Source organism: Frateuria terrea, assembly GCF_900115705.1.
GTDB lineage: Bacteria > Pseudomonadota > Gammaproteobacteria > Xanthomonadales > Rhodanobacteraceae > Frateuria_A > Frateuria_A terrea.
Window position 1 is genome coordinate 142,428 of sequence record NZ_FOXL01000004.1, and the last position, 23,982, is coordinate 166,409.

Annotated in this window: 18 protein-coding genes and 1 pseudogene; 14 read left to right on the forward strand and 5 right to left on the reverse strand. The window is 66.6% G+C overall.

Annotated features, from left to right (window positions below; genetic code table 11):
* Window positions 1-1,654: 1,654 nt before the first annotated feature.
* The 3 genes from BMZ38_RS07330 (at window position 1,655) to BMZ38_RS07340 (ending at window position 5,915) form a co-directional block, all read left to right on the forward strand.
* Complete coding sequence (locus BMZ38_RS07330) at window positions 1,655-4,300, forward strand: M1 family metallopeptidase (RefSeq protein ID WP_091335924.1); 2,646 nt, start codon at window positions 1,655-1,657, stop codon at window positions 4,298-4,300.
* Between the two features lie 374 nt (window positions 4,301-4,674).
* Window positions 4,675-5,064: a carboxypeptidase-like regulatory domain-containing protein gene (locus BMZ38_RS07335; protein ID WP_245747221.1), complete on the forward strand. Its 390-nt coding sequence runs from the start codon at window positions 4,675-4,677 to the stop codon at window positions 5,062-5,064.
* 467 nt (window positions 5,065-5,531) lie between these two features.
* A complete protein-coding gene (locus tag BMZ38_RS07340) occupies window positions 5,532-5,915 on the forward strand; it encodes a carboxypeptidase-like regulatory domain-containing protein (protein WP_139202411.1) in 384 nt (127 codons plus the stop codon).
* Window positions 5,916-6,015: 100 nt separating this feature from the next.
* Here BMZ38_RS07340 and BMZ38_RS07345 read toward each other — a convergent pair whose 3' ends face one another.
* The 3 genes from BMZ38_RS07345 to BMZ38_RS07355 all read right to left on the reverse strand — a co-directional run bounded on the left by BMZ38_RS07345 (window position 6,016) and on the right by BMZ38_RS07355 (window position 10,370).
* Entirely contained in the window at window positions 6,016-7,221 is a 1,206-nt protein-coding gene (locus tag BMZ38_RS07345; protein ID WP_091335927.1) for an acetyl-CoA C-acyltransferase, read from the reverse strand.
* Window positions 7,222-7,308: 87 nt separating this feature from the next.
* Window positions 7,309-9,678 carry a 3-hydroxyacyl-CoA dehydrogenase/enoyl-CoA hydratase family protein gene (locus BMZ38_RS07350; protein WP_091335928.1) on the reverse strand — a complete coding sequence of 790 codons (2,370 nt, stop codon included), beginning with the start codon at window positions 9,676-9,678 and terminating at the stop codon, window positions 7,309-7,311.
* Window positions 9,679-9,755: 77 nt separating this feature from the next.
* Window positions 9,756-10,370, reverse strand: coding sequence for a TetR/AcrR family transcriptional regulator (locus BMZ38_RS07355; protein WP_091335930.1), 615 nt, complete (start codon window positions 10,368-10,370; stop codon window positions 9,756-9,758).
* 231 nt (window positions 10,371-10,601) lie between these two features.
* Between BMZ38_RS07355 and ndk the strand changes: the two genes are divergently transcribed.
* The 7 genes from ndk to der all read left to right on the forward strand — a co-directional run bounded on the left by ndk (window position 10,602) and on the right by der (window position 17,538).
* Window positions 10,602-11,027 carry a nucleoside-diphosphate kinase gene (ndk, locus tag BMZ38_RS07360; RefSeq protein ID WP_091335932.1) on the forward strand — a complete coding sequence of 142 codons (426 nt, stop codon included), beginning with the start codon at window positions 10,602-10,604 and terminating at the stop codon, window positions 11,025-11,027.
* A 63-nt stretch (window positions 11,028-11,090) separates the two neighbouring features.
* Window positions 11,091-12,254 carry a dual-specificity RNA methyltransferase RlmN gene (gene rlmN, locus BMZ38_RS07365; protein WP_091336541.1) on the forward strand — a complete coding sequence of 388 codons (1,164 nt, stop codon included), beginning with the start codon at window positions 11,091-11,093 and terminating at the stop codon, window positions 12,252-12,254.
* Window positions 12,244-13,032, forward strand: coding sequence for a type IV pilus biogenesis/stability protein PilW (pilW, locus tag BMZ38_RS07370; RefSeq protein WP_091335934.1), 789 nt, complete (start codon window positions 12,244-12,246; stop codon window positions 13,030-13,032). Before rlmN ends, pilW begins: the two co-directional genes overlap by 11 nt.
* The gene (locus BMZ38_RS07375) at window positions 13,029-14,012 is read left to right on the forward strand and encodes a helix-turn-helix domain-containing protein (RefSeq protein WP_091335936.1); all 984 of its coding nucleotides are present in this window, start codon (window positions 13,029-13,031) and stop codon (window positions 14,010-14,012) included. The genes pilW and BMZ38_RS07375 overlap by 4 nt, the downstream gene beginning before the upstream one ends.
* 233 nt (window positions 14,013-14,245) lie before the next feature.
* Window positions 14,246-14,896: a YfgM family protein gene (locus tag BMZ38_RS07380; protein ID WP_091335938.1), complete on the forward strand. Its 651-nt coding sequence runs from the start codon at window positions 14,246-14,248 to the stop codon at window positions 14,894-14,896.
* Entirely contained in the window at window positions 14,893-16,107 is a 1,215-nt protein-coding gene (gene bamB, locus BMZ38_RS07385) for an outer membrane protein assembly factor BamB (RefSeq protein WP_091335939.1), read from the forward strand. Before BMZ38_RS07380 ends, bamB begins: the two co-directional genes overlap by 4 nt.
* 30 nt (window positions 16,108-16,137) lie before the next feature.
* Window positions 16,138-17,538 carry a ribosome biogenesis GTPase Der gene (der, locus tag BMZ38_RS07390; RefSeq protein ID WP_091335941.1) on the forward strand — a complete coding sequence of 467 codons (1,401 nt, stop codon included), beginning with the start codon at window positions 16,138-16,140 and terminating at the stop codon, window positions 17,536-17,538.
* 79 nt (window positions 17,539-17,617) lie between these two features.
* On the opposite strand, the pseudogene BMZ38_RS07395 reads toward der, so the two are convergent.
* Window positions 17,618-18,200 (reverse strand): annotated as a pseudogene (locus BMZ38_RS07395) (GNAT family N-acetyltransferase).
* A gap of 48 nt (window positions 18,201-18,248) precedes the next feature.
* On the opposite strand from BMZ38_RS07395, the gene folD reads away from it, so the two are divergent.
* The 4 genes from folD (at window position 18,249) to tadA (ending at window position 23,002) form a co-directional block, all read left to right on the forward strand.
* Complete coding sequence (folD, locus tag BMZ38_RS07400) at window positions 18,249-19,097, forward strand: bifunctional methylenetetrahydrofolate dehydrogenase/methenyltetrahydrofolate cyclohydrolase FolD (protein ID WP_091335943.1); 849 nt, start codon at window positions 18,249-18,251, stop codon at window positions 19,095-19,097.
* Window positions 19,098-19,323: 226 nt separating this feature from the next.
* A complete protein-coding gene (guaB, locus tag BMZ38_RS07405) occupies window positions 19,324-20,781 on the forward strand; it encodes an IMP dehydrogenase (RefSeq protein ID WP_091335944.1) in 1,458 nt (485 codons plus the stop codon).
* A gap of 135 nt (window positions 20,782-20,916) precedes the next feature.
* A complete protein-coding gene (guaA, locus tag BMZ38_RS07410) occupies window positions 20,917-22,497 on the forward strand; it encodes a glutamine-hydrolyzing GMP synthase (RefSeq protein WP_091335946.1) in 1,581 nt (526 codons plus the stop codon).
* Window positions 22,498-22,519: 22 nt separating this feature from the next.
* Window positions 22,520-23,002, forward strand: coding sequence for a tRNA adenosine(34) deaminase TadA (gene tadA / locus BMZ38_RS07415; protein WP_091335948.1), 483 nt, complete (start codon window positions 22,520-22,522; stop codon window positions 23,000-23,002).
* 67 nt (window positions 23,003-23,069) lie between these two features.
* On the opposite strand, the gene BMZ38_RS07420 is transcribed toward tadA, so the two are convergent.
* Window positions 23,070-23,882 carry an NAD-dependent protein deacetylase gene (locus BMZ38_RS07420; protein ID WP_091335949.1) on the reverse strand — a complete coding sequence of 271 codons (813 nt, stop codon included), beginning with the start codon at window positions 23,880-23,882 and terminating at the stop codon, window positions 23,070-23,072.
* Window positions 23,883-23,982: the final 100 nt, after the last annotated feature.

Consider the following 23,982-nt stretch of genomic DNA (forward strand, 5'->3'; position numbering starts at 1 on the left):
AGCCGCCGCGACGTCGAGCGCCTGTTCGAGCCGCGGCGCCGTGAGGTGTGCGAACCGAACGGGAAGCCCCCGTCCGCTTCCGGCCAGAAGCGGCCATGCAACCGGAGTTAGGCCGGGCCGACGTCCCCCCGCTTTCAGTAGCGTTCGCTCAACAAAACGAACCTGATCCCCTTGTTCCCTTCGTGCTCATGGACAAACACGTCCACCTCCTGGTCGACGGGCTATCGGCCGATGGCCTTTCGAGGGCCATGCGACGCCTCGGCCAGTGCTATGTCGAAGGTTCAAACTGAGGCATCGGCGCTGCGGCGGACTGTGGCAAGGGTGTTTCAAGTCGTGCCTCGTCCAGCCAGACCGTTATCTGCTCAACGTCATGCGCCACATCGAATTGAACCCGGTACGCGCTGCGCTGGTGAAAAGGCCCGAAGACTACCGCTGATCCAGCGTTCGTATGCATCTGGCCCGGGTCAATGATCCCTGATCACCCCGCACCCGCTTTATCTCGCGCTCGGTAATGATCCGGGCGAAAGAGCTCGCTGCTACCGCGCCTGGCTGGATGCCGGCATGCGGCACGAAGAGCTCGCGCAACTCCGGGCTTACGCGCACCAAGAGAAAGCGCTGGGCTACGATCGTTTCCAGCGCATGGTTGCAATCACCCTTGGTCGAGCCGCAGAGGTCCGCCCCGGTGGGAGACCCCGGCACTGAGCGCGTGGGAGTTTAACTGCCTCCGTCCCGTTTAGTTGTTCATCATATAGAGGCTAGTCAAAATACCCCTCGCCGAAGACCAATACACTCTCACCCTGCCGCTCCGAATCATCAGCACTGGCTGGAGCGTAGATGCTCACACCCAACCTTCGGGACGTCGCACCATCATCATCCATTTCTACCTGAGGGTCCTTAGCCTTCAATACGTCGCATGCCTCGGAAAAGCTTGTTTCTAGTAGGCTGACGCCCTCGAAAATTGGACGCGCAGGGGCGGCTAACTCTATCGCCTCGATACGCAATTGGCTATCGTAATAAAAAAAAGCCCAAGATCAGCGTAATAATCACTCGCAACCTTGGAACGGGGCGTCTTGAAAAATGTTTTGTAATTTCCCCCAAAAGATTTTCGAACGACTTCTGAACTCGCCCCTAGACTTATCACTGACAATCCTAACAAGGGAACAATAACGTACTTCATTTTAATGTCCTAGGCTCTTTGTGTAGTCCAACATTTGCTGGATAGCTCCGTCGTACTTGTTTCCGAACTTAGAATGAAGGTCTTGGATGTCCATTTGCTGAGCACCCCTAAAATCCCCCTTTTGTATGAGCCGCCTTTGCTCTTCACGGTATGCGCGCGCCTCCCTCGAAGATCCCCAGCTAGCTGTTTGTCGGTGGTCATCCCGCTCCATTAAAATGGCAGCGTAAGCTCCCGGGCGAATGCCCGCAAAGCAACCTGTAAGGCTTGAATTTCCGCGTTCACGATCCCCTGGCCCATCTGGTTGGGTGCCCGTACGAGCAATAGCGCGGGGCCGGGAAGCGGCCCAGCGTGACCCCATGACTTCCGGCCGTATCCCGCCACGGCCCGCTCAGGCAACACTCGCGCGGCTCTGTGCCGTTCGTCACCCCGTGGCGCCGCCTGCACAGCCCACGTTCCGCTCATCCCACAAGGACCCCTATGCGCCGTCACCTCTCCACCGCAATCTGCCTGGCCCTGGCCGGGCTCACCATGGCCCCGCTGGGCGCCGCTTCGGCTTCCGAGGCGCGGCTGGTCACGACGCAGTTGCCGCGCGGCGTGGTGCCGTCGCATTACGACGTGGCGGTGACGCCGCATGCGGACAAGCTGTCGTTCGATGGGCAGGTGACGATCACGCTGGCGGTGACCAAGCCGACCTCCTCGATCACGCTCAATGCGGCGGGCCTGACCTTCTCCAAGGCGTCGCTGACGGCGGAGAAGGGCAAGATGGCGTTCGCGGCGCCGAAGATTGCGGTCGATGAGAAGGCGCAGACCGCCACCTTCACCTTCGACCACCCGATTCCCGCCGGCACCTACCGCCTGGCGATGATCTACACCGGCAAGATCGGCACGCAGGCCAATGGCTTCTTCGCGCTGGACTACGACACCAAGGCCGGCAAGAAGCGCGCGCTGTACACGCAGTTCGAAAACTCCGACGCGCGCCGCTTCATCCCGTCCTGGGACGAGCCCAACTACAAGGCGACCTTTGCGCTGACGGCTACCGTCCCGACGGACGAGATGGCGGTGAGCAACATGCCGATCGCCTCGAAGAAGGACCTGGGCAACGGCCTGACCGAGGTGCACTTCGGCCAGTCGCCGAAGATGTCCACCTATTTGCTGTTCTTCGGCCTGGGTGACTTCGAGCGCGCCACGCTCAACGCCCAGGGCACCGAGATCGGCGTGATCACGCAGAAGGGCATGGTCGACCAGGCGAAGTTCGCGCTGGATTCCTCCAAGCAGGTGCTGAAGGAATACAACGACTACTTCGGCGTGCCGTACCCGCTGCCCAAGCTGGACAACATCGCCGCACCGGGCCGCAGCCAGTTCTTCTCGGCGATGGAGAACTGGGGTGCGATCTTCACCTTCGAGTATTCGCTGCTGCTGAACCCGCAGATCTCCACCCAGCTGGACAAGCAGCGCGCGTTCAACGTCGCGGCGCACGAGATGGCGCACCAGTGGTTCGGTGACCTGGTGACCATGAGCTGGTGGGACGACCTGTGGCTCAACGAAGGCTTCGCCTCCTGGATGGCCGCGCGCACCACGCATAAGCTGCATCCGGAATGGCATACCGATCTGGACGCCGTGGCCGTGCGCGAGGGCGCGATGGGGCAGGACTCGGTGGTCACCACGCACCCGATCGTGCAGCACGTGGAGACGGTGGAGCAGGCCAGCCAGGCGTTCGATGCGATCACCTATTCCAAGGGCGAGGCGGTGATCCACATGCTGGAAGGCTACGTGGGCGAGAACGCCTGGCGTACCGGCGTGCGCAACTACATCAAGGCGCACGAGCACGGCAACACGGTGTCGGACGACCTGTGGAAGTCGGTGCAGGCCGCGGCCGGCAAGCCGATCATGCAGATCGCGCACGACTTCACGCTGCAGCCGGGCATTCCGATGATCGAGGTGCGCGCTGCGGCCTGCTCCAACGGCAAGACGGAGATCGCGCTGCGCCAAGGTGAGTTCACCCGCGACCGCCCGAACAAGACCCCGCTGCATTGGCACGTGCCGGTGATCGCCAAGACGGTGGACGGCAAGGAAGTGCGCACGGTGGTCGACGGCAAGGCGACGATGAGCGTGCCGGGCTGCGGTCCGGTGCTGGTCAACGCCGGCCAGACCGGCTACTACCGCACGCTGTACGCGCAGAACAACTTCGACGCGCTGAAGGGGCAGTTCGCCAAGCTGGCGCCGCTCGACCAGCTCGGCCTGCTTGGCGATACCTGGGCGCTGGGCATGGCCGGCAACGAACCGGTCTCCAACGTGCTGGCGCTGATCACCGCGACCCCGGCCAACGCCGATCCGCAGGTGTGGTCCGAGGTGGCCGGCTACCTGTCGGCGCTGGACGACTACTACCGCGGCGACCAGGCCCGCCAGCAGCGCCTGCGCACGTTCGCGCTGGGCCAGTTGCAGCCCGTGTTCGCCAAGATCGGCTGGGAGGCCAAGACGGGAGAGAGCGTGCCGACGGCCAACCTGCGCCAGGAACTGATCGGCGTGATGGCGGACCTGGGTGACAAGCAGGTGATCAACGAGGCGCGCCGCCGCTTCGCCGCGCAGAAGACGGACCCGAACGCACTGCCGGTGGCACTGCGCAAGACGGTCACCGCGATCGTCGCCCAGCATGCCGACGAGACGACCTGGGACCAGCTGCACGCCCAGGCCAAGGCCGAGACCACGCCGCTGATCAAGGACCAGCTCTACAGCATGCTCTCGATACCCGAGAACGATGCGCTGGCACAGCGTGCGCTGAACCTGGCGCTCACCGACGAGCCGGGCGCCACCAACAGTGCCGGCATGATCCGCGCGGTGGGCTACCACCATCCGGAGATGGCGTTCGACTTCGCGGTGGCGCACAAGGGCCAGGTGGACAAGCTGGTCGACGCCCAGTCGGCGACCCGCTACTACCCCTCGATCGGCGCCAGCTCGACCAAGCCGGAGATGATCCAGAAGATCCAGGACTTCGCGCAGAAGTACATCGCGCCGACCTCCCGCCGCGTGGCCGAGCAGGCGGTCGCCAACATCAAGTACCGCATGATGATCCGCCAGGATCGGCTGTCGGAAATCGATGCATGGCTGGACAAGCACGCCGGCTGATCCGCCAGCCAGGAAGGTAGAACGAGGCCCCGCACTGCGGGGCCTTTTTCGTTGAAGGCGAGGCTTCGTCGCCTGCCCCGGTCGGCCATGGCCGCGCGTGGTGACCGGCCCCGACCGCCGTCGCCCCATGCATCAGCGGGGCCATGGCGCTCCATCGCGCGCATGACCTACGACCCTGGCGGGCGGCCATGGAAGCAGTACGCTGCCCGCGCCATCTGAGGGATGGCTTTTCAGCGATCGGATGGCCGTGGGCGGTGCCTGTTCCAGGCGATCAACCATGCGCTTGGCAGGCGACCGTCCGAAAACTCATGAGCTTCGTGCCAAACCCCTGGCCGCTCATGGGCCTCCCACGTCGATGAAAAGCAGGTATCCCCATGAACGCATTGTTCTCAAACCAGGCGTGCGCGCCGCGGCGCTCCGTGATACGGACCATGGCAGTGATGGCGGTGGTTGGCGCCTGCGCAGCAGCGGGCTCCTTCGCAGTGCAGGCGGCGGAAACCACGGGCCGGATCTTCGGGCACGCGCCGCCCGGTTCCACCGTGGTGATCGGCAGCGACGAGTACGCGATCCAGCGCAGCTTCCCGGTCAATGACGAAGGCCGCTACCTGGCGACCTGGCTGCCGGTAGGCGTCTACACCGTCACGGTGCTCGACAACGGCCAGCCGCTTGCCAGGCATCCCAGTGTGCAGATCTATGTCGACCGCGGATCAAGGGTCGATCTGGGTTGCGCCGGTGCGCGGTGCAGGGAGGTCGCGGCGAACTAGCGAGGAATCGCTCTGGCCGGAGGTTGCCGCGGGGAGGCCCGCCGCCGCCTCCGGTGCCTGCCTGAAGCGAGCGCCTGGCGCGGGGCTGTTCCAGGTCCCGCCAGGGCGGGCGAGGGACGCTTGGGGCCGGCTGCGCTCTCGCCGTCGCACGCTCCGCTTTTCTGGATGCGTCGGCGAGGGACCGCGCAAGCGCCTCCGCGGCCGGCCGCGCATTCTCGTGCGGCAGGGTTGCAGCCTGCCGAATCACCCAGGCGTGACTTCTTACCCTTCGGCGGTGCCCCGCGCATCGGATAGGCTGCGCACGTCCGCACGAAGGGTGATCCCCAGCACCACTCGAGCGGCCGCGGGTGGCGTCTTTTCCGGTGTCCATGTGACGGCGGGCAGCGCCATCGGCACGACCCGTGGGCGCATGCCAAACCCCTGGCAGGCCCATGGCTCCCCCACATCGAAATGAAGAAGGAAAATCCATGAAGACCATCCACTCGATTCATGCGGGTTCGGTTCGCCGTGTGCTTTCCGCGCGGTCGTTCGCGCTGGCTGTCGCCCTTGCGGTTTGCGGCCTGGCGGGTACCTCTGCGGTTTACGCGCAGTCCACCTCCGGCGAGGTGTTCGGCAAGGCACCGGCTGGCGACAGCGTGCTTGCCAAGAGCATGACCAACGGTTCGCAGCGTGAGGTCCAGGTCGATGCCAAGGGTCGCTACATGATCAAGTCGCTTCCGGTCGGCGTGTACTCGGTGACGCTGTCGGAAAACGGCCAGCCCGTCGCCAAGCACCTGAACGTGCCGGTGGTCGTGGGGCGCGGCATCCAGGTGAATTTCGACGGCGCCGCTTCCGCCGCGGGCACGAACTGACGCCCATGGCCGGTCGCTGACCGGCCAACACGGAAAAGGCCAGCGCCCAGGCGCTGGCCTTTTTCTTTGGAGCGACGCCCCAACGCGCCGTTGGAAAAACTCAGAGCGCTTCGAAGATCCCTGCCGCGCCCATGCCGGTGCCGATGCACATCGTCACCATGCCGTATTTCTGCTTGTGCCGGCGCAAACCGTGCACCAGCGTGGCCACGCGAACCGCACCGGTGGCGCCGAGCGGGTGGCCAAGCGCGATGGCACCGCCCAGCGGGTTGACCTTGGCGGGGTCGAGCTCGAGATCCTTCATCACGGCCAGCGCCTGAGCGGCGAAGGCCTCGTTGAGTTCGATCCAGTCGAGCTGGTCGCGGCTGATGCCGGTGCGCTTCAGGGCCAGCGGGATGGCTTCCTTCGGACCGATGCCCATGACTTCGGGTGGCACGCCGGCGACCGCGAAACCGACGAAGCGGGCCAGCGGCTGCAGGTTGTATTCCTTGATGGCCTTTTCGCTGGCGATCAGCACGGCGCCCGCGCCATCGGACATCTGGCTGGAGTTGCCGGCAGTGACGCTGCCGCCGAACTGGCCGTTGCGGAACACGGGCTTCAACCTGGCCAGCACCTCCGGCGTGCTGCCCGGGCGCGGGCCCTCGTCCTGGCTGATCACGCGGTTGTCGGTGATGATGGAGTCGTTGGCGAGGTCAGGGTAGTGGTCGTCGAGCTGGAACGGGGTGATCTCATCCTTGAACTCGCCGGCCGCCTGGGCGGCGAGCGCCCGTTCGTGGCTGCGCGCAGCGAAGGCATCCTGCTCCTCGCGGCTGACCTTCCACTGCTTGGCGACGTTCTCGGCGGTGATGCCCATGCCGTAGGCGATGCCGATGTGCTCGTTGTCGAAGATGGCCGGGTTCATCGCAACCTTGTGGCCCATCATCGGCACCATGCTCATGCTCTCGGTGCCGCCGGCGATCATCAGGTCGGCCTCGCCCAGGCGGATCGCGTCGGCGGCGTAGGCGACGGCCTGCAGGCCCGACGAGCAGAAACGGTTGATGGTCACGCCCGGCACGGTATGCGGCAGGCCGGCCAGCAGCACGCCGATGCGCGCCACGTTCATGCCTTGCTCGGCCTCGGGCATGGCGCAGCCGATCACCGCATCGCCGATGCGGTGCGGGTCGATGCCCGGCGCCTGCGCCATCACGGCGCGGATCACGTGGGCGAGCATGTCGTCCGGGCGGGTGTTCCTGAACACGCCACGCGGCGCCTTGCCCACCGGCGTGCGGGTGGCGGCGACGATGTAGGCGTCCTGGATTTGCTTGGTCATCGTTTTGCTCCGTCGCGTCGCGCTGATTGAGCGGCGACGCGTTGTGGTTGCGTCGAGGGCAGTCGGTGCGGATCGAGTGAGGGGCGATCAGTTGCGCAGCGGCTTGCCGGTGGTCATGGTGTGGGCGATGCGGGCCTGGGTCTTTTCGGTTTTCGCCAGCTCGACGAAGTGCTTGCGCTCGAGCTTGAGCAACCAGGCTTCGTCGACCAGCGAGCCCCGTTCGATGCCACCGCCGCACAGCGTGTCGGCGATGGCCGTGGCGATGGTCGCGTCGTGCTCGGAGATGAAGTAGCCAGCCTGCATGTTGACCAGCGAGGCCTTGAAGGTAGCCGTGCCGGTGTCGCCGGCGACGGGGATCGCGCGGGCGGGCAGGGGCGGGCGCCAGCCGCTTTCGGCCAGCGCCGAAGCAACCTGCTTCGCGACGTAGAGCAGCTCGTAGGCGTTGAACACCACCACGTCGCTCTCGCGCAACAGGCCGAGCTGCTTCGCTTCCAGCGCACTGCCGGAGACCTTGGCCATCGCCACCGTCTCGAACACCTTCTTGAGCGACTCGAACGGATCGGCCGGGTTGGCGTTGGCGGCACGCACCGCCAGCTCCTTCAAGCCGCCGCCGGCCGGCAGCAGGCCGACGCCGGCCTCGACCAGGCCGATGTAGCTCTCCAGCGCGGCCACGGTACGCGCCGAGTGCATCTGGAACTCGCAGCCGCCGCCCAGGCACAGGCCGCGCACGGCGGCAACCACCGGCACCAGCGAATGCTCGATGCGCATGCTGGTGCGCTGGAAGTTGGAGACCATCGATTCGAACGCGTCGAACTTGCCGTCCTTCAGCAGACCCAGCGCGCCCTTCAGATCCGCGCCGGCGGAGAATGGCTCGCCGGTCTGCCAGATCACCACGGCCTTGAGTTTTTCCTCGGCGACGCCGATGGCGTGCTGGACGCCGTCGAGCACCTGGTCGTTGACCGTGTTCATCTTGGTCTTGAACGAGAGGATGCCCACGCCGTCGTTGCCCAGCGTCCACAGGCGCACGCCGTCGTTCTCCCACACGGTGGTGCCCTGGTCGAACTTCTCGCCCAGGATCGCGTCGGGGAACAGCTGGCGTGCGTAGACCGGTTGCTGCGAGCGCGGCTTGTAGCTGCCCGAAGCCGCGGACCAGGAGCCGTCCTTGCCGTGCACGCCGTTGCGTCCGTCGGTGATCCACGCGGGTAGCGGGGCATCGCTCATCGACTTGCCGGCCTGTATGTCCTCGGCGATCCAGCCGGCGACCTGCTGCCAGCCGGCGGCCTGCCAGGTCTCGAAAGGGCCAAGCTTCCAACCGTAGCCCCAGCGGATGGCGAAGTCGACGTCGCGCGCGGTATCGGCGATGTCGGCCAGGTGGTAGGCGGTGTAGTGGAACAGGTCGCGGAAGATCGCCCACAGGAACTGCGCCTGCGGGTCGTCCGAGGCGCGCAGCTTGGCGAACTTCTCGGCCGGATCCTTGATCGCGAGGATCGCGGCCACTTCGTCCGACGCATTCTGCTCGGACGGCACGTAGTCGCGCTTGGCCGGATCGAGGACGAGGATGTCCTTGCCGATCTTCTTGTAGAAGCCGGCGCCGGTCTTCTGGCCGAGTGCGCCGGCATCGATCAGGCCCTGCAGCACGGCGGGCGTCTTGAAGTACTTGTGCCAGGGATCGTCGGCCAGGGTGTCGCCCATGGTCTTGATCACGTGCGCCATGGTGTCCAGACCCACCACGTCGGCGGTACGGTAGGTGGCGCTCTTGGGACGGCCGATGGCCGGACCGGTCAGCGCGTCGACGGTATCGAAGCCGAGCTTGAACTGTTCGGTGTGGTGCATGGTCGCCAGCATCGAGAACACGCCGATGCGGTTGCCGATGAAGTTGGGCGTGTCCTTGGCGATGACGACACCCTTGCCGACCGTCGTGGCGAGGAAGGCTTCCAGGCCCTCGACCACGGCGGCGTCGGTGAGCCTGGTCGGGATCAGCTCGACCAGGTGCATGTAGCGCGGCGGGTTGAAGAAGTGCACGCCGCAGAAGCGATGGCGCATTTCCTCCGGCAGCGCTTCGGCCAGCCTACTGATCGACAGGCCGGAGGTATTGGAGGCGATGATCGCGGTCCTGGACAGGCGCGCGGCGATCTTCCTGTAGAGGTCGAGCTTCCAGTCCATCCGCTCGGCGATCGCCTCGATGACCAGGTCGACTTCCTTTAGGTGATCGAGATCCTGGTCGTAGTTGGCCGGGATGATCGCCGATGCCAGGTTCTTGTCCGCCAGCGGTGCGGGCGAGAGCTTCTTGAGATTCTCGATGGCCTTCAGGGCGATGCCGCTCTTGGGTCCTTCCTTGGCAGGCAGGTCGAACAGCACGGTTTCGACGCCGGCGTTGGTCAGGTGCGCGGCGATCTGCGCGCCCATGACGCCGGCGCCCAGCACGGCGGCCTTGCGGATGCGGAGTGTTGCGGGCATTGGCTTCTCCAGGGGATGCGGACAGCTAGAACGAAAAGGCCAGGCAGTCGGCCGTGGGCCGACCAGAGGCGAAAAGGTCAGGGGTGACTCAAGCCAGCGGCGGCGAAGCGGATCAAATGCGCGACGGTCTGCTCGCGATGGCTGGCCTCGCTGACGTCGCTCTTGCGCTGGATCATGCCGAAGCCGGACATGGCATGGGTCAGCGCGCCGGTGACCAGGTCGATGCGCCAGTACAACTCCTCGCGGCTCAGGCGAGGCAGCAACCGGGCGAACTCGGCGGTGAACTGGCGCATGACGTGGCCGTAGTTCTCCGACAGGAACTGGCGCAGGTGGTCGTCGTGTTCGGCGAACGCACGCGCCAGCACGCGCATGAAGAGCGAACCGCTGCCGTCGCTGGACAACGCCAGGGCAGGGCGGATGAAGGCGTCCAGCACGTCATCGAGGGTAGTGTCGGCCCGGCCGGAGACCTTCGACAACGCCGCAAGTCGGTGTGCGTTCAGGGTGTCCAGGCGGCGCCGGAACACCTCTTCGACCAGCTTGTCCTTGGAACCGAAGTGGTAGTTCACGGCCGCCAGGTTGACCCCCGCAGCGGCCGTCAGTTGGCGCAGCGACGCGCCATCGAAGCCGCGCTGGGCGAACAGCAGTTCGGCAGCGGTGAGGATGCGTTCCTTGGTCGAGGCGGAACTGTTCACGCGTGGGGCTCGCTCGTCGGCAGGGAATCAAACGATCGTTTGAGCATACGCGCGGGCCTTCCGGGCCGTCAAACGGCCGTTCGCATTCACGTCGGGGCCGCTTGCGATCAGGCTAGAATCTGTCAAACTTTCGTGAGCTAAATCCGCATTTCGTGTCGGATTTGGTCCTACATTGATCGGCAAGACGGCCGATAGCCCACTCAGATACCAGTTTTCCGGAGCAGACCGACCATGGCGCTGGAGCGCACCCTTTCCATCATCAAGCCCGATGCCGTTGCCAAGAACGTGATCGGCCAGATCTACGCCCGTTTCGAGCAGGCCGGCCTGAAGGTCATCGCCGCGAAGATGAAGCAGCTGTCCCGCAAGGAGGCCGAAGGCTTCTATGCGGTGCACAAGGACCGCCCGTTCTTCGGCGCGTTGGTCGAGTTCATGATCTCCGGCCCGGTGATGATCCAGGTGCTGCAGGGTGAGAGCGCCATCGCGAAGAACCGCGAGCTGATGGGCGCCACCAACCCGAAGGACGCCGCGCCGGGCACGATCCGCGCCGACTTCGCCGATTCGATCGACGCCAACGCGGTGCACGGCTCCGATGCCGCCGAGACCGCCAGGGTGGAGATCGCCTACTTCTTCGCGGAGACGGAAGTCTCCCCGAGGTAACCCATGCGCTCGGCTTGAGCGCGAAGGTCAAAGAAGCGGCCAGCCATGGCCGCACATTCCAAGATGAACCAGGTAGCTTCCACTCCCATCGACCCGACAGCCGCAAGCGACAAGGTCAACCTGCTGGACTTCGATCGCCAGGGGCTGCGTGATTTCTTCGCGCAGCTCGGCGAGAAGCCCTATCGCGCCGAGCAGGTGATGAAGTGGATCTACCACCACCTCGAAGACGACTTCGGCAGGATGACCGACGTGGGCAAGGCGCTGCGCGCCAAGCTCGAGGCCTCGTGCTACGTCGGTCCGCCCAAGACGCTGTTCGACAAGGCCGCCGCCGACGGCACCCACAAGTGGCTGCTCGGCATGGACGGCGGCAACGCCATCGAGGCGGTCTACATTCCCGAGCCGACCCGCGGCACGTTGTGTGTGTCCTCGCAGGTCGGCTGCGGCCTCAATTGCCAGTTCTGCTCGACCGCCACGCAGGGCTTCAACCGCAACCTCGCCGCGTCCGAAGTGATCGGGCAGATGTGGGTGGCGGCCAAGCACCTGGGCAACGTCACGCACCAGAACCGCCGCATCACCAACGTGGTGATGATGGGCATGGGCGAGCCGCTGCTGAACTTCGACAACGTGGTCACGGCGATGAGCCTGATGCGCGACGACCTGGGCTTCGGCCTGGCGTCCAAGCGCGTGACGCTTTCGACTGCCGGCCTGGTGCCGATGATCGACAAGCTCTCCCAGACCATCGACGTCTCGCTGGCTGTGTCGCTGCACGCGGCCAACGACGAACTGCGGACCGAACTGGTGCCGCTCAACAAGCGCTATCCGATCGCCGAGCTGATGGGCGCGTGCCATCGCTGGATCGAGCGTCGGCCGCGCACGTCGATCACCTTCGAATACACGCTGATGAAGGGCGTGAACGACCAGCCCGAGCATGCGAAACAGCTGATCAAGCTGATGCGCAAGCTGCCCACCGGCAGTGCCAAGGTGAACCTGATCCCGTTCAATCCTTTCCCGGGCACGCGTTTCGAGCGCTCGGACGCCGAGACCATCCGCGCGTTCCAGACCCTGCTGCTCAATGCGAACGTGCTGACCATGCTGCGCCGCACGCGCGGCGACGACATCGATGCCGCCTGCGGCCAGCTGAAGGGCCAGGTACTGGATCGCACGCGCCGGCAGGCCGAGTTCCGCAAACGCCTTGATCAGGGACAAGGGGTCGCGCATGCGTCTTGAGCGCTGGATGGGAGCGGCCGTGGCGCTTGCGCTGGCCGGATGCGTTACCACGAGCACCGATACCAGCGGGCTGGGCGGCAAGCTGCCGCATACCAGCAAGAGCCAGGAGGCGGAGGACGCCGCCCGCATCCATACCGAGCTTGGCCAGCAGTACATGGCCAACGGTGACCTGCAGACCGCCATGGAGAAACTCAAGAGGGCGCTGCAGTTCGACGACAACTACGCGCCGGCGCACACGGTCATGGCCGTGCTGGACGAGCGCATCAACCGGCCCGAGCAGGCCGAGCAGCATTACCGCCGCGCGGTCCAGCTCGAACCTGACAAGGGTGCGCCGAACAACAACCTGGGCACCTTCCTGTGCCAGATCGGCAAGGGCGCCGAGGCCATTGGTTACTTCCAGAAGGCCTTGAAGGATCCGTTCTATTCGACGCCCGACGTCGCCCTGACCAACGAGGGCATCTGTCAACTGCGCATGAACGACCGCGCCGGCGCCGAAGCCAGCCTACGCAAGGCGCTGGTGGCCAATCCCAACAACGGCGACGCGCTGCTTCACCTGGCCAAGACGCTCTACCTGAACAACGACGCCTTCCGCGCCCGGGCATTCATGCAGCGCTTCGACGCGCTCGGACAGCCTAGCGCCGTTGCGCTCAAGCTCGGCCACGACATCGAAACCCGTCTGGGCAATACGGATGCTGCCCAAACCTACCTCAGGCGACTGCAAAGCCAGTTCCCGGACTCGGAGCAGGCCCACGCCCTCGACGCACCCGCTAGCCCATGACCTTCCAGCAGCCCAATCCCGGCCATCGCGCGATTGATCTGTTCGCCATCTCGGCGATCACGGATGGCCCGTCGAACGAATCCGCCAGCTTCGGCAACCGCCTGCGCGCCGCCCGCGAGGCACGCGGCCTGGACCTCGATGCCTGCGCCCACGTGCTCAAGCTGCCGGCACGCGTGTTGCGCCAGCTGGAGAGCGACCAGCGCGAGGGCATCGACTACGCCGTCTACCTGGCCAGCTACATCACCAAGTACGCGCGCCACCTGGGCATCGACGAAGATGTCATCCAGACCGAGCTGGCGAGCCTGAAGCGCACCGCGCCCACGCTGGTGGCCACCGGCGGCATGTCGCATTCGCGTTACCTGCTCGAGCGCTACGCCACTGCCGCGACCTACGTGGTGCTGACTGCGGTGATCGTGGTGCCGATGGTCTGGCTCGGCGTGCGCGGCACGCTGGATCGCGACCTCAGCCATCTTTCTCCCCTGGATGCAACCCCGGTCGCCCAGCAGGATGCGCCGGCGCGGACCGTCAGCCAAACCCAAACCGCGGCCGCGACGTTGAAGCAGCCTTCGAACAAGGCCGTGGCTGCAGCGCCCGCCGACGAGCAGCCGCTGATGGCGTCGATGGCACCGTTTCCCGGCCTGGAAAGCGGCAGCCTGACCGCCGCCAAGCCGGAAACCGCGGCTGCGGCGCCGGCTCCGGTCGTCGCAGCGCCTGGCGAACACAGCGTCAGCCTTACGCTCGACCAGGCCAGTTGGGTCGAGGTGGTCGCGGCCGACGGTTCGCGCCTGGAGTACGGGCTGCTGCCAGCTGGCAGCACCAAGACCTGGAACAGCGCGCAGCCGCTGGACGTGCGCATCGGCAACGCCGGTGGCGCGCAGGTCAGCATCGATGGCCAGCCCCTGGCATTGGATGCCTACCGCCGCGCCAACGTCGCTCGTTTCCGCGTGCAGGACGGCAAGCCCGCGCCCAGCGGCGCCTGATCGCCCTGCGAGAGGCCCCCGTACGGGCGCCTCTCGCAGGGCGCGTGCAGATCGTCCCATGGCTCCCTGGGCAAGAGTTTGGCGTCCCTGGAACTGCCCGCGGCCGCGGTGCTTCGGTTATGCTTGCCCATTGACCGCCGCACATGTGCGGTCATGGCCTTTCCCAATCCACTTTTTGCCCCGCGCCGGGTCGGCCCACGCCGTCGCGGCGCGCGCTTTTGACGGACAACTGCATGGCATTCGACGCATACGACGATTACGAACAGGGTGAGCGCGTGCAGCAATGGCTGCGCCAGAACGGCCTGTCCATCGTGATCGGCATCGTGATCGGGCTGGTCGCGATCTTCGGCTGGCAGCAATGGCGCAGCCACCAGGCCACGCGCGAGATGGAGGCCTCCAACCTCTACCAGCAACTGCAGACCGCGCTGGCTGCCGGCAAGACCAGCGATGCCGAACAGCTGGTCGATCGCCTGGAAAAGGACTACGCCAAGTCGACCTACGCCGTGCTCGCCGCCAGCGACAGCGCGCAACGCCAGGTCGAGGACAAGCAGCTGGACAAGGCGCTGGCCTCGCTGCAGTGGGCGCGCGACCACGTCGGCGACAACCCGCTCAAGCCGCTGATCGAATTGCGCACGGCGAAGGTGCAGATGGCCGCCGACAAGGCCAACGACGCGCTGGCCACGCTCGATGGCGTCACCGCCAAGGGCTATGAGGCGCTGCGCCAGGAACTACGAGGCGATGCGCTGGTCAAGCTTGGTCGCGCGGATGACGCGCGCAAGGCCTACCGGGCGGCGCTGGCCGCGATGGGTGAAGACGCGCCGCAGCGCGCTGCCTTGCAACTCAAACTCGACGATCTGGCCGTGGCCGGGAAGCAGGGCGCATGAAGGTATTCGGCATGAAGCGGGCGATGATGGTGGCGCTGGTCGGTCTGGTCGCGCTGGCCGGTTGTCACAACGCCAAGAAGGAAAACGTCCAGCCGCCGACGCCGCTGGCCAAGGACTTCAAGCCCACCGTGCAGGTCACCCGGTTGTGGCGTGAGAGCATCGGCGACGGTGCCGAGGATACGGGCGTGCGCCTGCGCCCGACGGTGGTCGACGGCGTGCTCTACGCCGACAGCAACGACGGCAAGCTGGTCGCGCTCGATGCCGCCACCGGCAAGACGGTCTGGTCCAAGAGCTCGCGTACCCACGGCTGGTTCGGCTGGGGCGACAAGAAGCGCAAGGACGCCTCCTACGCCGGCGGCCCGGCGGTCAGCGGCGATCTGCTCGCCGTGGGCACGCTCGACGGCCACGTCTATGGCGTCAACGCGAAGGACGGCAGCCCGCGCTGGGAAGCCACGATCAAGTCCGAGGTACTCGCCTCGCCGGTGATCGTGGGCGACCTGGTGGTGGTGCGTACCGGCGACGGCCGCGTCTACGGCCTGGATGCAGCCAGCGGCGAGCGCCGCTGGGTGTATGACCAGAGCGAAGTGCCCGTGCTCAGCCTGCGCGGCAACGGCCCGCTGCTGGTCGCCAACGGCGTGGTGTTCTTCGGCAGCGACGGCGGCAAGCTGGTCGCGCTGCGCCTGGACAACGGCGAGAAGCTGTGGGAGCAGAAGCTCGCCAACGGCGAAGGCCGCACCGAGATCGAGCGCCTGGACGATGCCGACGGCGCGATCCTGCTCGACGGCCGCACGCTCTACGGTGCCGCCTACCATGGCAACCTGGTCGGCATCGACGGTCCCACCGGCCGTCCGCTGTGGACACATCCGTTCTCCACCTACACCTCGCTCGCCGCGAAGGGCAACGCGATCTACGCCGCGGACGAGGATTCGCAGGTGTGGGCATTCGACAAGAGCAGCGGCGCGGAGATGTGGAAGAACGACAAGCTCAAGTACCGCTGGCTGACCGGTCCGGCGGTGCAGGGTGACTACGTGGTGGCTGGCGACATCGAAGGCTACGTGCACTGGCTGCAGACCGGCGACGGCGCACTGGCCGCACGCGAGCGCCTTTCCAAGCATGCCATCCGCGCCCAACCGCTGGTGGTGGGCGACATCGTGTACGTCGAGGACGTGGAAGGCCACATCGGCGCCTACCGCCTCGGCGGCGCGCGCTGACCGCCGCCGCTCAAGGAAAGATGTCCCGTCATGCTGCCCGTCGTCGCCCTGGTCGGTCGTCCCAACGTCGGTAAATCGACCCTCTTCAACGCACTGACGCGCAGCCGCGACGCCCTGGTGGCCGACATGCCGGGGGTGACCCGCGATCGCCACTACGGCGTGTGCCACCTGGGCCCGCGCCCGTTCGTGGTGGTCGATACCGGCGGCCTCTCCGGCGTCGAGGAAGGCATCGACGCCCTCACCGCGCAGCAGGTACGCCTGGCGATCGAAGAGGCGCAGGTGCTGGTGTTCGTGGTCGACGCGCGCGACGGCCTGCTGCCGCAGGACCAGGGCATTCTTGGCGAGCTGCGCCGTAGCGGCAAGCCGATCCTTCTGGCGGTCAACAAGACCGATGGCCTGGAGGAGCAGGACGCCCTCGGTGAGTTCGCCCGTTTCGGCATCGCCGCGATGCTGCCGCTGTCGGCCGCGCACAACCGCGGCACGGACGACCTGATCGCCGCGGCGCTGCCGTTGCTGCCGCCGGACGAGGACGAATCGCAGCCGCACGTCGAGGACGACAGCATCCGCGTCGCCATCGTCGGCCGCCCGAATGCTGGCAAGTCCACCCTGATCAACCGCCTGCTCGGCGAGAACCGGCTGATCGTCTCCGACGTCGCCGGCACCACGCGCGACCCGATCCGCGTGCCGCTGGAGCGCGATGGCAAGCGCTACACGCTGATCGATACCGCCGGCGTACGGCGCCGCGCGCGTATCGACGAGGGCGTGGAGAAGTTCAGCGTCATCAAGACGCTGCAGTCAATGGCGGCCTCGCAGGTTGTCGTGCTGATGGTCGATGCGCGCGAGAACCTCGCCGACCAGGATCTCACCCTGATCGGCCACGCGGTGGAAGAGGGCCGAGCGCTCGTCATCGCCGTCAACAAGTGGGACGGCATGGACGCCTACCAGCGGGAGCAGTGCCAGCGCACGCTCGAACGCAAGCTGGTGTTCGTCGACTGGGCCAAGACCGTATTCATCTCCGCGCTGCATGGTTCGGGGTTACGCGAGCTGATGCGCGCCGTAGTGCGTGCCCATGCCTCGGCCACGCTGGAACTGGGCTCGTCCGACCTCACCCGCACCTTGGAGAAGGCCTACGAGGCCTACCAGCCGCCACTGGTCCGTGGTCACGCGCCCAAGCTGCGCTTCGCGCATCCGGGCGGCTCCAATCCGCCGACCATCGTGATCCACGGCAGCCGCACCAAGCACATCGCGCCGGCGTACCGCCGCTACCTCGAGAACTTCTTCCGCAAGCGCTACAAAATGGAAGGCACGCCGATCCGGATCGATTTCCGCGACGGCGACAACCCGTTCGCCGGCCGCAGGAACGTGCTCACCGAAGGCCAGCAGCGCAAGCGCCAGCGCATGATCCGCGAGATGAAGCGGCGCAAGAAGTAGCCTGTCCGGCTCTCGCGCATCCCACGAAAATGGATCGCGTGTTGTTCGAGCCCACCGTGCGGCCCTGCAACGCGCAAGCCTAGGGTTGCATCACGTCCCCGGGCACCAGCGCATACACGGCAGCGTCCCTGGCCTCGTCGCGCACCCATAGACGATGCCTTGCGACCGTCTCGAATCGCGCGCCTGCCCGCTCCGCCGTACGCCGGCTCGCGCTGTTGTCCGGCAGGGCCACGATTTCGATGCGCGCCAGCCCAAGCGTCCCGAATCCGAAGCGCGCGACCATGTTCGCTGCCTGCGCGGCGATGCCCTGGCCCTGCCGCGTCCGGCGGACCCAAGCCGAGCGCGGCACTACGGTGCATGCGGTTGCGCTGGTTCAGGCCCACGCTGCCGAGCAAGGCGCCGGTGTCGCGTGCGAACACGCCGAACGCGAAATGCTCCTCTGCCGCCCAACCCTCGCGGCAACGCCGGACCCAGGCCCGTGCCTCGTCCAGGTCATAGCCGGCATGGCACCAGGGCAGCCAGCGCCCGATGCTCTCAAGCGACTCGTGGATCGCCTCGTGCAAAGCCGGCGCATCGTCCTCGCGCCAACCGCGCAAGAGCAGAGGCCCTTCGGCAATTTCAAGGTCTGGCGGGACAGGCATGGCGGTTCCGTTTGTGCGCATCGGACAGCCCCGGGATAATAAGCGCCTTCGCAGAGCAGGCACGCACCGATGACCGCACGCATCCTCGACGGCAAACGCATTGCGCAGGAACTGCTCGAGCGGGTGGCCCGGCGCGTCGCCGAGCGCAAGGCGCAGGGCCTGCCCGAACCGGGCCTGGCCGTCGTCCTGGTGGGCGAGGACGCCGCCTCGTCGGTGTATGTTCGCAACAAGCGCAAAGCCTGCCACCAGGTCGGCTTCCGCTCGTTCGATTACGACCTTCCCGCCACCACCACGCAGGCCGAACTGTTCGCGCTGATCGACCAGCTCAACGCCGACCCGGCCGTACACGGCATCCTGGTGCAGTCACCGCTGCCGCCGCACATCGACGAGGACGCGCTGGTCGACCGCATCGACGCCGGCAAGGACGTGGACGGTTTCCAGGCAGTGAACGTCGGCCGCCTGGCGTTGCGCCGCTTCGGGCTTCGCCCCTGCACGCCCAAGGGCGTGATGACCCTGCTGGGGCACACCGACCGGCCGGTGCGCGGCCAGCACGCGGTGGTGGTCGGGGTGTCCAACCACGTCGGCCGTCCGCTGGCGCTGGAACTGCTGATCGCCGGCTGCACCACCACCTGCTGCCACCGTTTCACGCGTGACCTGGAATCGTTCGTGCGCCAGGCGGACATCGTGATCGTCGCGGTCGGCCGGCCGGGGCTGGTGAAGGGTGAATGGATCAAGCACGGCGCAGTGGTGATCGACGTCGGCATCAACCGGCTCGACGACGGTCGGCTGGTCGGCGACGTCGAGTTCGCTCCTGCGGCCGAGCGCGCCAGCTGGATTACGCCGGTGCCGGGCGGCGTCGGCCCGATGACGGTGGCGACGCTGATCGAGAACACGCTGGAGGCGGCTGAGGCGCGGTAGGCGTCCGGCAGGATCGCACCCATCCGCCAGTCGGCACCTTGCCGGCCTTTCGTCCTTTCCCGTTTTTGACCCGGACCTGCGGGCCTTTGATCCTCCCTGCGTTTACGGCGAAGGTGCCCCAAATGTTGGATAGGGGAAGGCTTGCCGCAACCGCGCACATGTCCGCCATCTGGCGACCGCCACAGCCACACGCGTATAATCCCCTCTTTGCAGCGGGACTTTTCGCATGCGCATCCTCGCCGAGGCCCTGACCTACGACGACGTGTACCTCGTTCCGGCCCATTCGGCCGTTCTCCCACGCGACGTCGACACCTCCACGCGGCTCACCCGCAACCTGCGTCTGAACATTCCGATCGTGTCCGCCGCCATGGACACCGTGACCGAGGCGCGACTGGCCATCACCATGGCGCAGCAAGGCGGCATCGGCATCATCCACAAGAACATGACCGCCGCTCAGCAGGCCGCCGAAGTGCGGCTGGTGAAGAAATTCGAGGCGGGCGTGATCCGCAGCCCGATCAGTGTCGGACCCAACACGTCCATCCGCGAAGTGCTGCAGCTGACCCGCGCGCACAACATCTCCGGCGTGCCGGTGGTCGACGGCGAGAAGCTGGTCGGCATCGTCACCAGCCGCGACCTGCGCTTCGAGCGCAAGCTCGAGGATCCGGTGCGCAACATCATGACGCGCCAGGACAAGCTGGTCACCGTGCGCGAAGGCGCCAGCCAGGACGAAGTGCTGCAGTTGCTGCACAAGTTCCGCATCGAGAAGGTGCTGGTGGTCAACGACGACTTCCAGCTGCGCGGCCTGATCACCGTGAAGGACATCCAGAAGGCACGCGACAACCCGCACGCCGCCAAGGACGCGCACGAGCGCCTGCTGGTCGGCGCCGCGGTCGGCGTGGGCGGCGACACCGAGCAGCGCATCGAGGCGCTGGTCGAGGCCGGCGTGGACGTGCTGGTGGTCGACACCGCGCACGGCCATTCGCAGGGCGTGATCGAGCGCGCCGGCTGGGTCAAGAAACGCTATCCGCAGGTGCAGGTGATCGCCGGCAACATCGTCACCGGCGAGGCGGCGCGAGCGCTGCTCGACGCCGGCGTGGACGCGGTCAAGGTCGGCGTGGGCCCGGGCTCGATCTGCACCACCCGCGTGGTCGCCGGCGTCGGCGTGCCGCAGATCACTGCGATCGACCTGGTTGCCACCGCGCTCAAGGACGAGATCCCGCTGATCGCCGACGGCGGCATCCGCTATTCGGGTGATATTCCGAAGGCGTTGGCCGCCGGCGCGTCCACCGTGATGCTGGGTTCGATGTTTGCCGGGACGGAGGAATCGCCTGGCGAGGTCGAGCTGTTCCAGGGCCGCTCCTACAAGAGCTACCGCGGCATGGGCTCGCTCGGCGCGATGACGCTGGGTTCGAAGGACCGCTACTTCCAGGACGAGGCCGACGCGGACAAGCTGGTGCCCGAGGGCATCGAAGGCCGCGTGCCTTACCGCGGCCCGCTGCGCAACATCATCCACCAGCTGATCGGCGGGCTGCGCGCCTCGATGGGTTACCTCGGCGCCGCCACGGTCGAGGATGTCCGCCAGAACGCGCAGTTCGTGAAGGTGACCTCCGCCGGTGTAACCGAGGCGCACCCGCACGACATCCAGATCACCAAGGAAGCGCCGAACTACCGGCTGAACTCGTGACACACGGGGCCCATCGCGGGCCCCGACTTCTTATGGCGTCATGCCAGCGGCCGCAGCGCTGCCGCATCCACGGATATTCCGTTCCCGGGGAATGACGCCGCCCGTTTCTGGACGCCAGCCACAGAGCACGGTCCGATGCAGAACATCCATTCCCACAAGATCCTCATCCTCGATTTCGGCGCGCAGTACACGCAGCTGATCGCCCGCCGCGTGCGCGAGCTCGGCGTCTACTGCGAGATCTGGGCCTGGGACCACGATCCGGCACAGATCGCAGGCTTCGGCGCCAAGGGCATCATCCTGTCCGGTGGCCCCGAATCGACCACGTTGGCTGGCGCGCCCAAGGCGCCGCAGGAAGTATTCGACTCCGGCCTGCCGATCCTCGGCATCTGCTACGGCATGCAGACGCTGGCCGCGCAGCTGGGCGGCGCTACCGAGGCGGCCGACCAGCGCGAGTTCGGCCATGCGCAGGTCGACATCGCAGACAACAGCCGGTTGTTCGAAGGCCTCAGCGATCATGCCAGCATGCACAGGCTCGATGTCTGGATGAGCCACGGTGACCACGTCAGCCAGGCGCCGCCGGGCTTCGCCATCACCGGCACCACCGACCGCATTCCGGTCGCGGTGATGGAGAACGAGGACAAGCGCTGGTACGGCGTGCAGTTCCATCCGGAGGTCACCCACACGAAGCAGGGCAGTGCGTTGCTCAAGCGCTTCGTGGTCGACATCTGCGGGTGCGCCACGCTGTGGACCGCCGACAACATCATCGAGGACCAGATCGATCGCGTGCGCGAAAGGGTCGGCAGCGACCACGTGCTGCTCGGCCTTTCCGGGGGCGTGGATTCCTCGGTCGTCGCCGCGCTCCTGCACAAGGCGATCGGCGACCAGCTCACCTGCGTGTTCGTCGACACCGGCCTGTTGCGCTTCAAGGAAGGCGATCAGGTGATGGCGACCATGGCCGAGCACATGGGCGTCAAGGTGATTCGCGTGGACGCGGCCGACCGCTATTTCGAGGCGCTCGACGGCGTGGCCGACCCGGAGGCCAAGCGCAAGATCATCGGCCGCCTGTTCGTGGAGATCTTCGACGAGGAATCGGCCAAGGTCACCGCCGCCGGCCATGGCCAGGTGAAGTGGCTGGCGCAGGGCACCATCTACCCCGACGTGATCGAATCGGCCGGCAGCACGACCGGCAAGGCGCACGTGATCAAGAGCCACCACAACGTCGGCGGCCTGCCCGAGGACATGAAGCTCGGCCTGGTCGAGCCGCTGCGCGAGCTGTTCAAGGACGAGGTGCGCCGCATCGGCGTCGCGCTCGGCCTGCCGCGCGAGATGGTCTACCGCCATCCGTTCCCGGGCCCCGGGCTGGGCGTGCGCATCCTGGGTGAAGTGAAGCGCGAATACGCCCAACTGCTGGCGCGCGCCGATGCGATCTTCATCGACGAGTTGCGCAAGGCCGACCTGTACGACAAGACCAGCCAGGCCTTCGCCGTTTTCCTGCCGGTAAAGTCGGTCGGCGTGGTCGGCGATGCGCGCGCCTATGAATGGGTGATCGCGCTGCGTGCGGTGGAGACCATCGACTTCATGACCGCGCACTGGGCGCACCTGCCGTACGAGTTCCTCGGCAAGGTCTCCAATCGCATCATCAACGAGCTGCGCGGCGTTTCCCGCGTCGTCTACGACATCAGCGGCAAGCCGCCGGCGACGATCGAGTGGGAATGAGGCGCGCGCGCCGCGGTTTCCGATGAGCAGCGAACTGCCGCCCGTGTCCTTCACCGACGAGGACATCCAGCACATGCGCCGTGCCTTGCAGCTGGCCGCGCACGCGCGCGATGCGGAGAACGAGGTGCCGGTGGGCGCCGTGCTGGTGCACGAGGGCCAGATCGTGGGGCTGGGCTGGAACCGCAACATCACCCTGCACGATCCGACGGCGCACGCGGAAATCATGGCCTTGCGCGCCGCCGGCCAGAAGATGGCCAATCATCGTATCGTCGGTGCCACGCTGTATGTGACCCTGGAGCCGTGTGCGATGTGCGCGATGGCGCTCGTCCACGCGCGGATCGGGCGGGTGGTCTACGCGGCGACCGATCCGAAGACCGGTGCGGCCGGCAGCGTGTTCGACACGCTGGTGTCCGACCGCCACAACCACCGCGTGCTGGTGCAGGGTGGATTGCTGGCCGCCGAGTCCGGCGAGATGTTGCGGGAGTTTTTCCGCTCGCGGCGTTGATGGCCCGGCTGCGCCTTGCCCTTGACGGTCGCCCTGAGCGAAGGCCGAAGTCGGACGGCCGGAAACCTCACGCCAATAGAAACGCCAGCGCCTCCGCACACGGCTGCTCCACCTTCAGGCTGAGCAACGGATCGGCCCGCGTACGTCCCAGGTTCACAGCCGCCACCGGCTTGCCGGCGCGCGCCGCGGCGTGCACGAAGCGGTAGCCGGAAAAGACCATCAACGAGGATCCGGCCACCAGCATCGCGTCGGCCGCCTCCAATGCCTGCATCGCGTCCATCACGCGCCCACGTGGCACGTTCTCGCCGAAGAACACCACGTCGGGCTTGAGCACGCCGCCACAGGCCGGACAGGGCGGAACGGCGAAGTCATCGAAGTGCGCCGCTTCCAGGTCGGCGTCGCCATCGGGGGCCTCGGTCGCATCCAGCGCGACCCACGCGGGGTTGAGGCGTTCGAGTTCATGCTGGAACGCGTCGCGTGGAAAACGCCGCTCGCAATCCATACAACGCACCTGGTCCAGCCGTCCGTGCAGGTCGATCACCTGGCGACTGCCGGCGCGCTGGTGCAGGCCGTCCACGTTCTGCGTCACGAGCAGGGCGAGTCGGCCGCTCGCTTCGAGCCGCTGCAGCGCGTGGTGAGTGCCGTTGGGCCGGGCCTGGCCGAAATGCCGCCAGCCGACCAGGCTCCGCGCCCAATAGCGCCTGCGCGTGCGCTCTCCCCCCATGAACGCCTGAAAAGTCACCGGCGGCGTGCGCTTCCAGCCGCCGTCCGCGTCGCGATAGTCGGGAATGCCGGAGTCGGTGCTGCACCCGGCACCGGTGAGCACGAACAGGCGCGGGTGGGTGTCGATGAAGCGGGCGAGCGGAGTGGCGGGCTGCATGGGCGAAGTATGACTTCCCCGCGCCCGACTGCGCAGCAGCGCCGCCCGCATCGCGCGCTCGAAGCGAACTGTGAAGCGCGCTTTACGACTGTCTCATCTT

Excerpts from the sequence above, each read along its gene's own strand:
- BMZ38_RS07330 (WP_091335924.1), top strand. The coding sequence starts at position 1,655 with ATGCGCCGTCACCTCTCCACCGCAATCTGCCTGGCCCTGGCCGGGCTC.
- BMZ38_RS07335 (WP_245747221.1), top strand. The coding sequence starts at position 4,675 with ATGAACGCATTGTTCTCAAACCAGGCGTGCGCGCCGCGGCGCTCCGTG.
- BMZ38_RS07340 (WP_139202411.1), top strand. The coding sequence starts at position 5,532 with ATGAAGACCATCCACTCGATTCATGCGGGTTCGGTTCGCCGTGTGCTT.
- BMZ38_RS07345 (WP_091335927.1), bottom strand. The coding sequence starts at position 7,221 with ATGACCAAGCAAATCCAGGACGCCTACATCGTCGCCGCCACCCGCACG.
- BMZ38_RS07350 (WP_091335928.1), bottom strand. The coding sequence starts at position 9,678 with ATGCCCGCAACACTCCGCATCCGCAAGGCCGCCGTGCTGGGCGCCGGC.
- ndk (WP_091335932.1), top strand. The coding sequence starts at position 10,602 with ATGGCGCTGGAGCGCACCCTTTCCATCATCAAGCCCGATGCCGTTGCC.
- rlmN (WP_091336541.1), top strand. The coding sequence starts at position 11,091 with ATGAACCAGGTAGCTTCCACTCCCATCGACCCGACAGCCGCAAGCGAC.
- pilW (WP_091335934.1), top strand. The coding sequence starts at position 12,244 with ATGCGTCTTGAGCGCTGGATGGGAGCGGCCGTGGCGCTTGCGCTGGCC.
- BMZ38_RS07375 (WP_091335936.1), top strand. The coding sequence starts at position 13,029 with ATGACCTTCCAGCAGCCCAATCCCGGCCATCGCGCGATTGATCTGTTC.
- BMZ38_RS07380 (WP_091335938.1), top strand. The coding sequence starts at position 14,246 with ATGGCATTCGACGCATACGACGATTACGAACAGGGTGAGCGCGTGCAG.
- bamB (WP_091335939.1), top strand. The coding sequence starts at position 14,893 with ATGAAGGTATTCGGCATGAAGCGGGCGATGATGGTGGCGCTGGTCGGT.
- der (WP_091335941.1), top strand. The coding sequence starts at position 16,138 with ATGCTGCCCGTCGTCGCCCTGGTCGGTCGTCCCAACGTCGGTAAATCG.
- folD (WP_091335943.1), top strand. The coding sequence starts at position 18,249 with ATGACCGCACGCATCCTCGACGGCAAACGCATTGCGCAGGAACTGCTC.
- guaB (WP_091335944.1), top strand. The coding sequence starts at position 19,324 with ATGCGCATCCTCGCCGAGGCCCTGACCTACGACGACGTGTACCTCGTT.
- guaA (WP_091335946.1), top strand. The coding sequence starts at position 20,917 with ATGCAGAACATCCATTCCCACAAGATCCTCATCCTCGATTTCGGCGCG.
- tadA (WP_091335948.1), top strand. The coding sequence starts at position 22,520 with ATGAGCAGCGAACTGCCGCCCGTGTCCTTCACCGACGAGGACATCCAG.
- BMZ38_RS07420 (WP_091335949.1), bottom strand. The coding sequence starts at position 23,882 with ATGCAGCCCGCCACTCCGCTCGCCCGCTTCATCGACACCCACCCGCGC.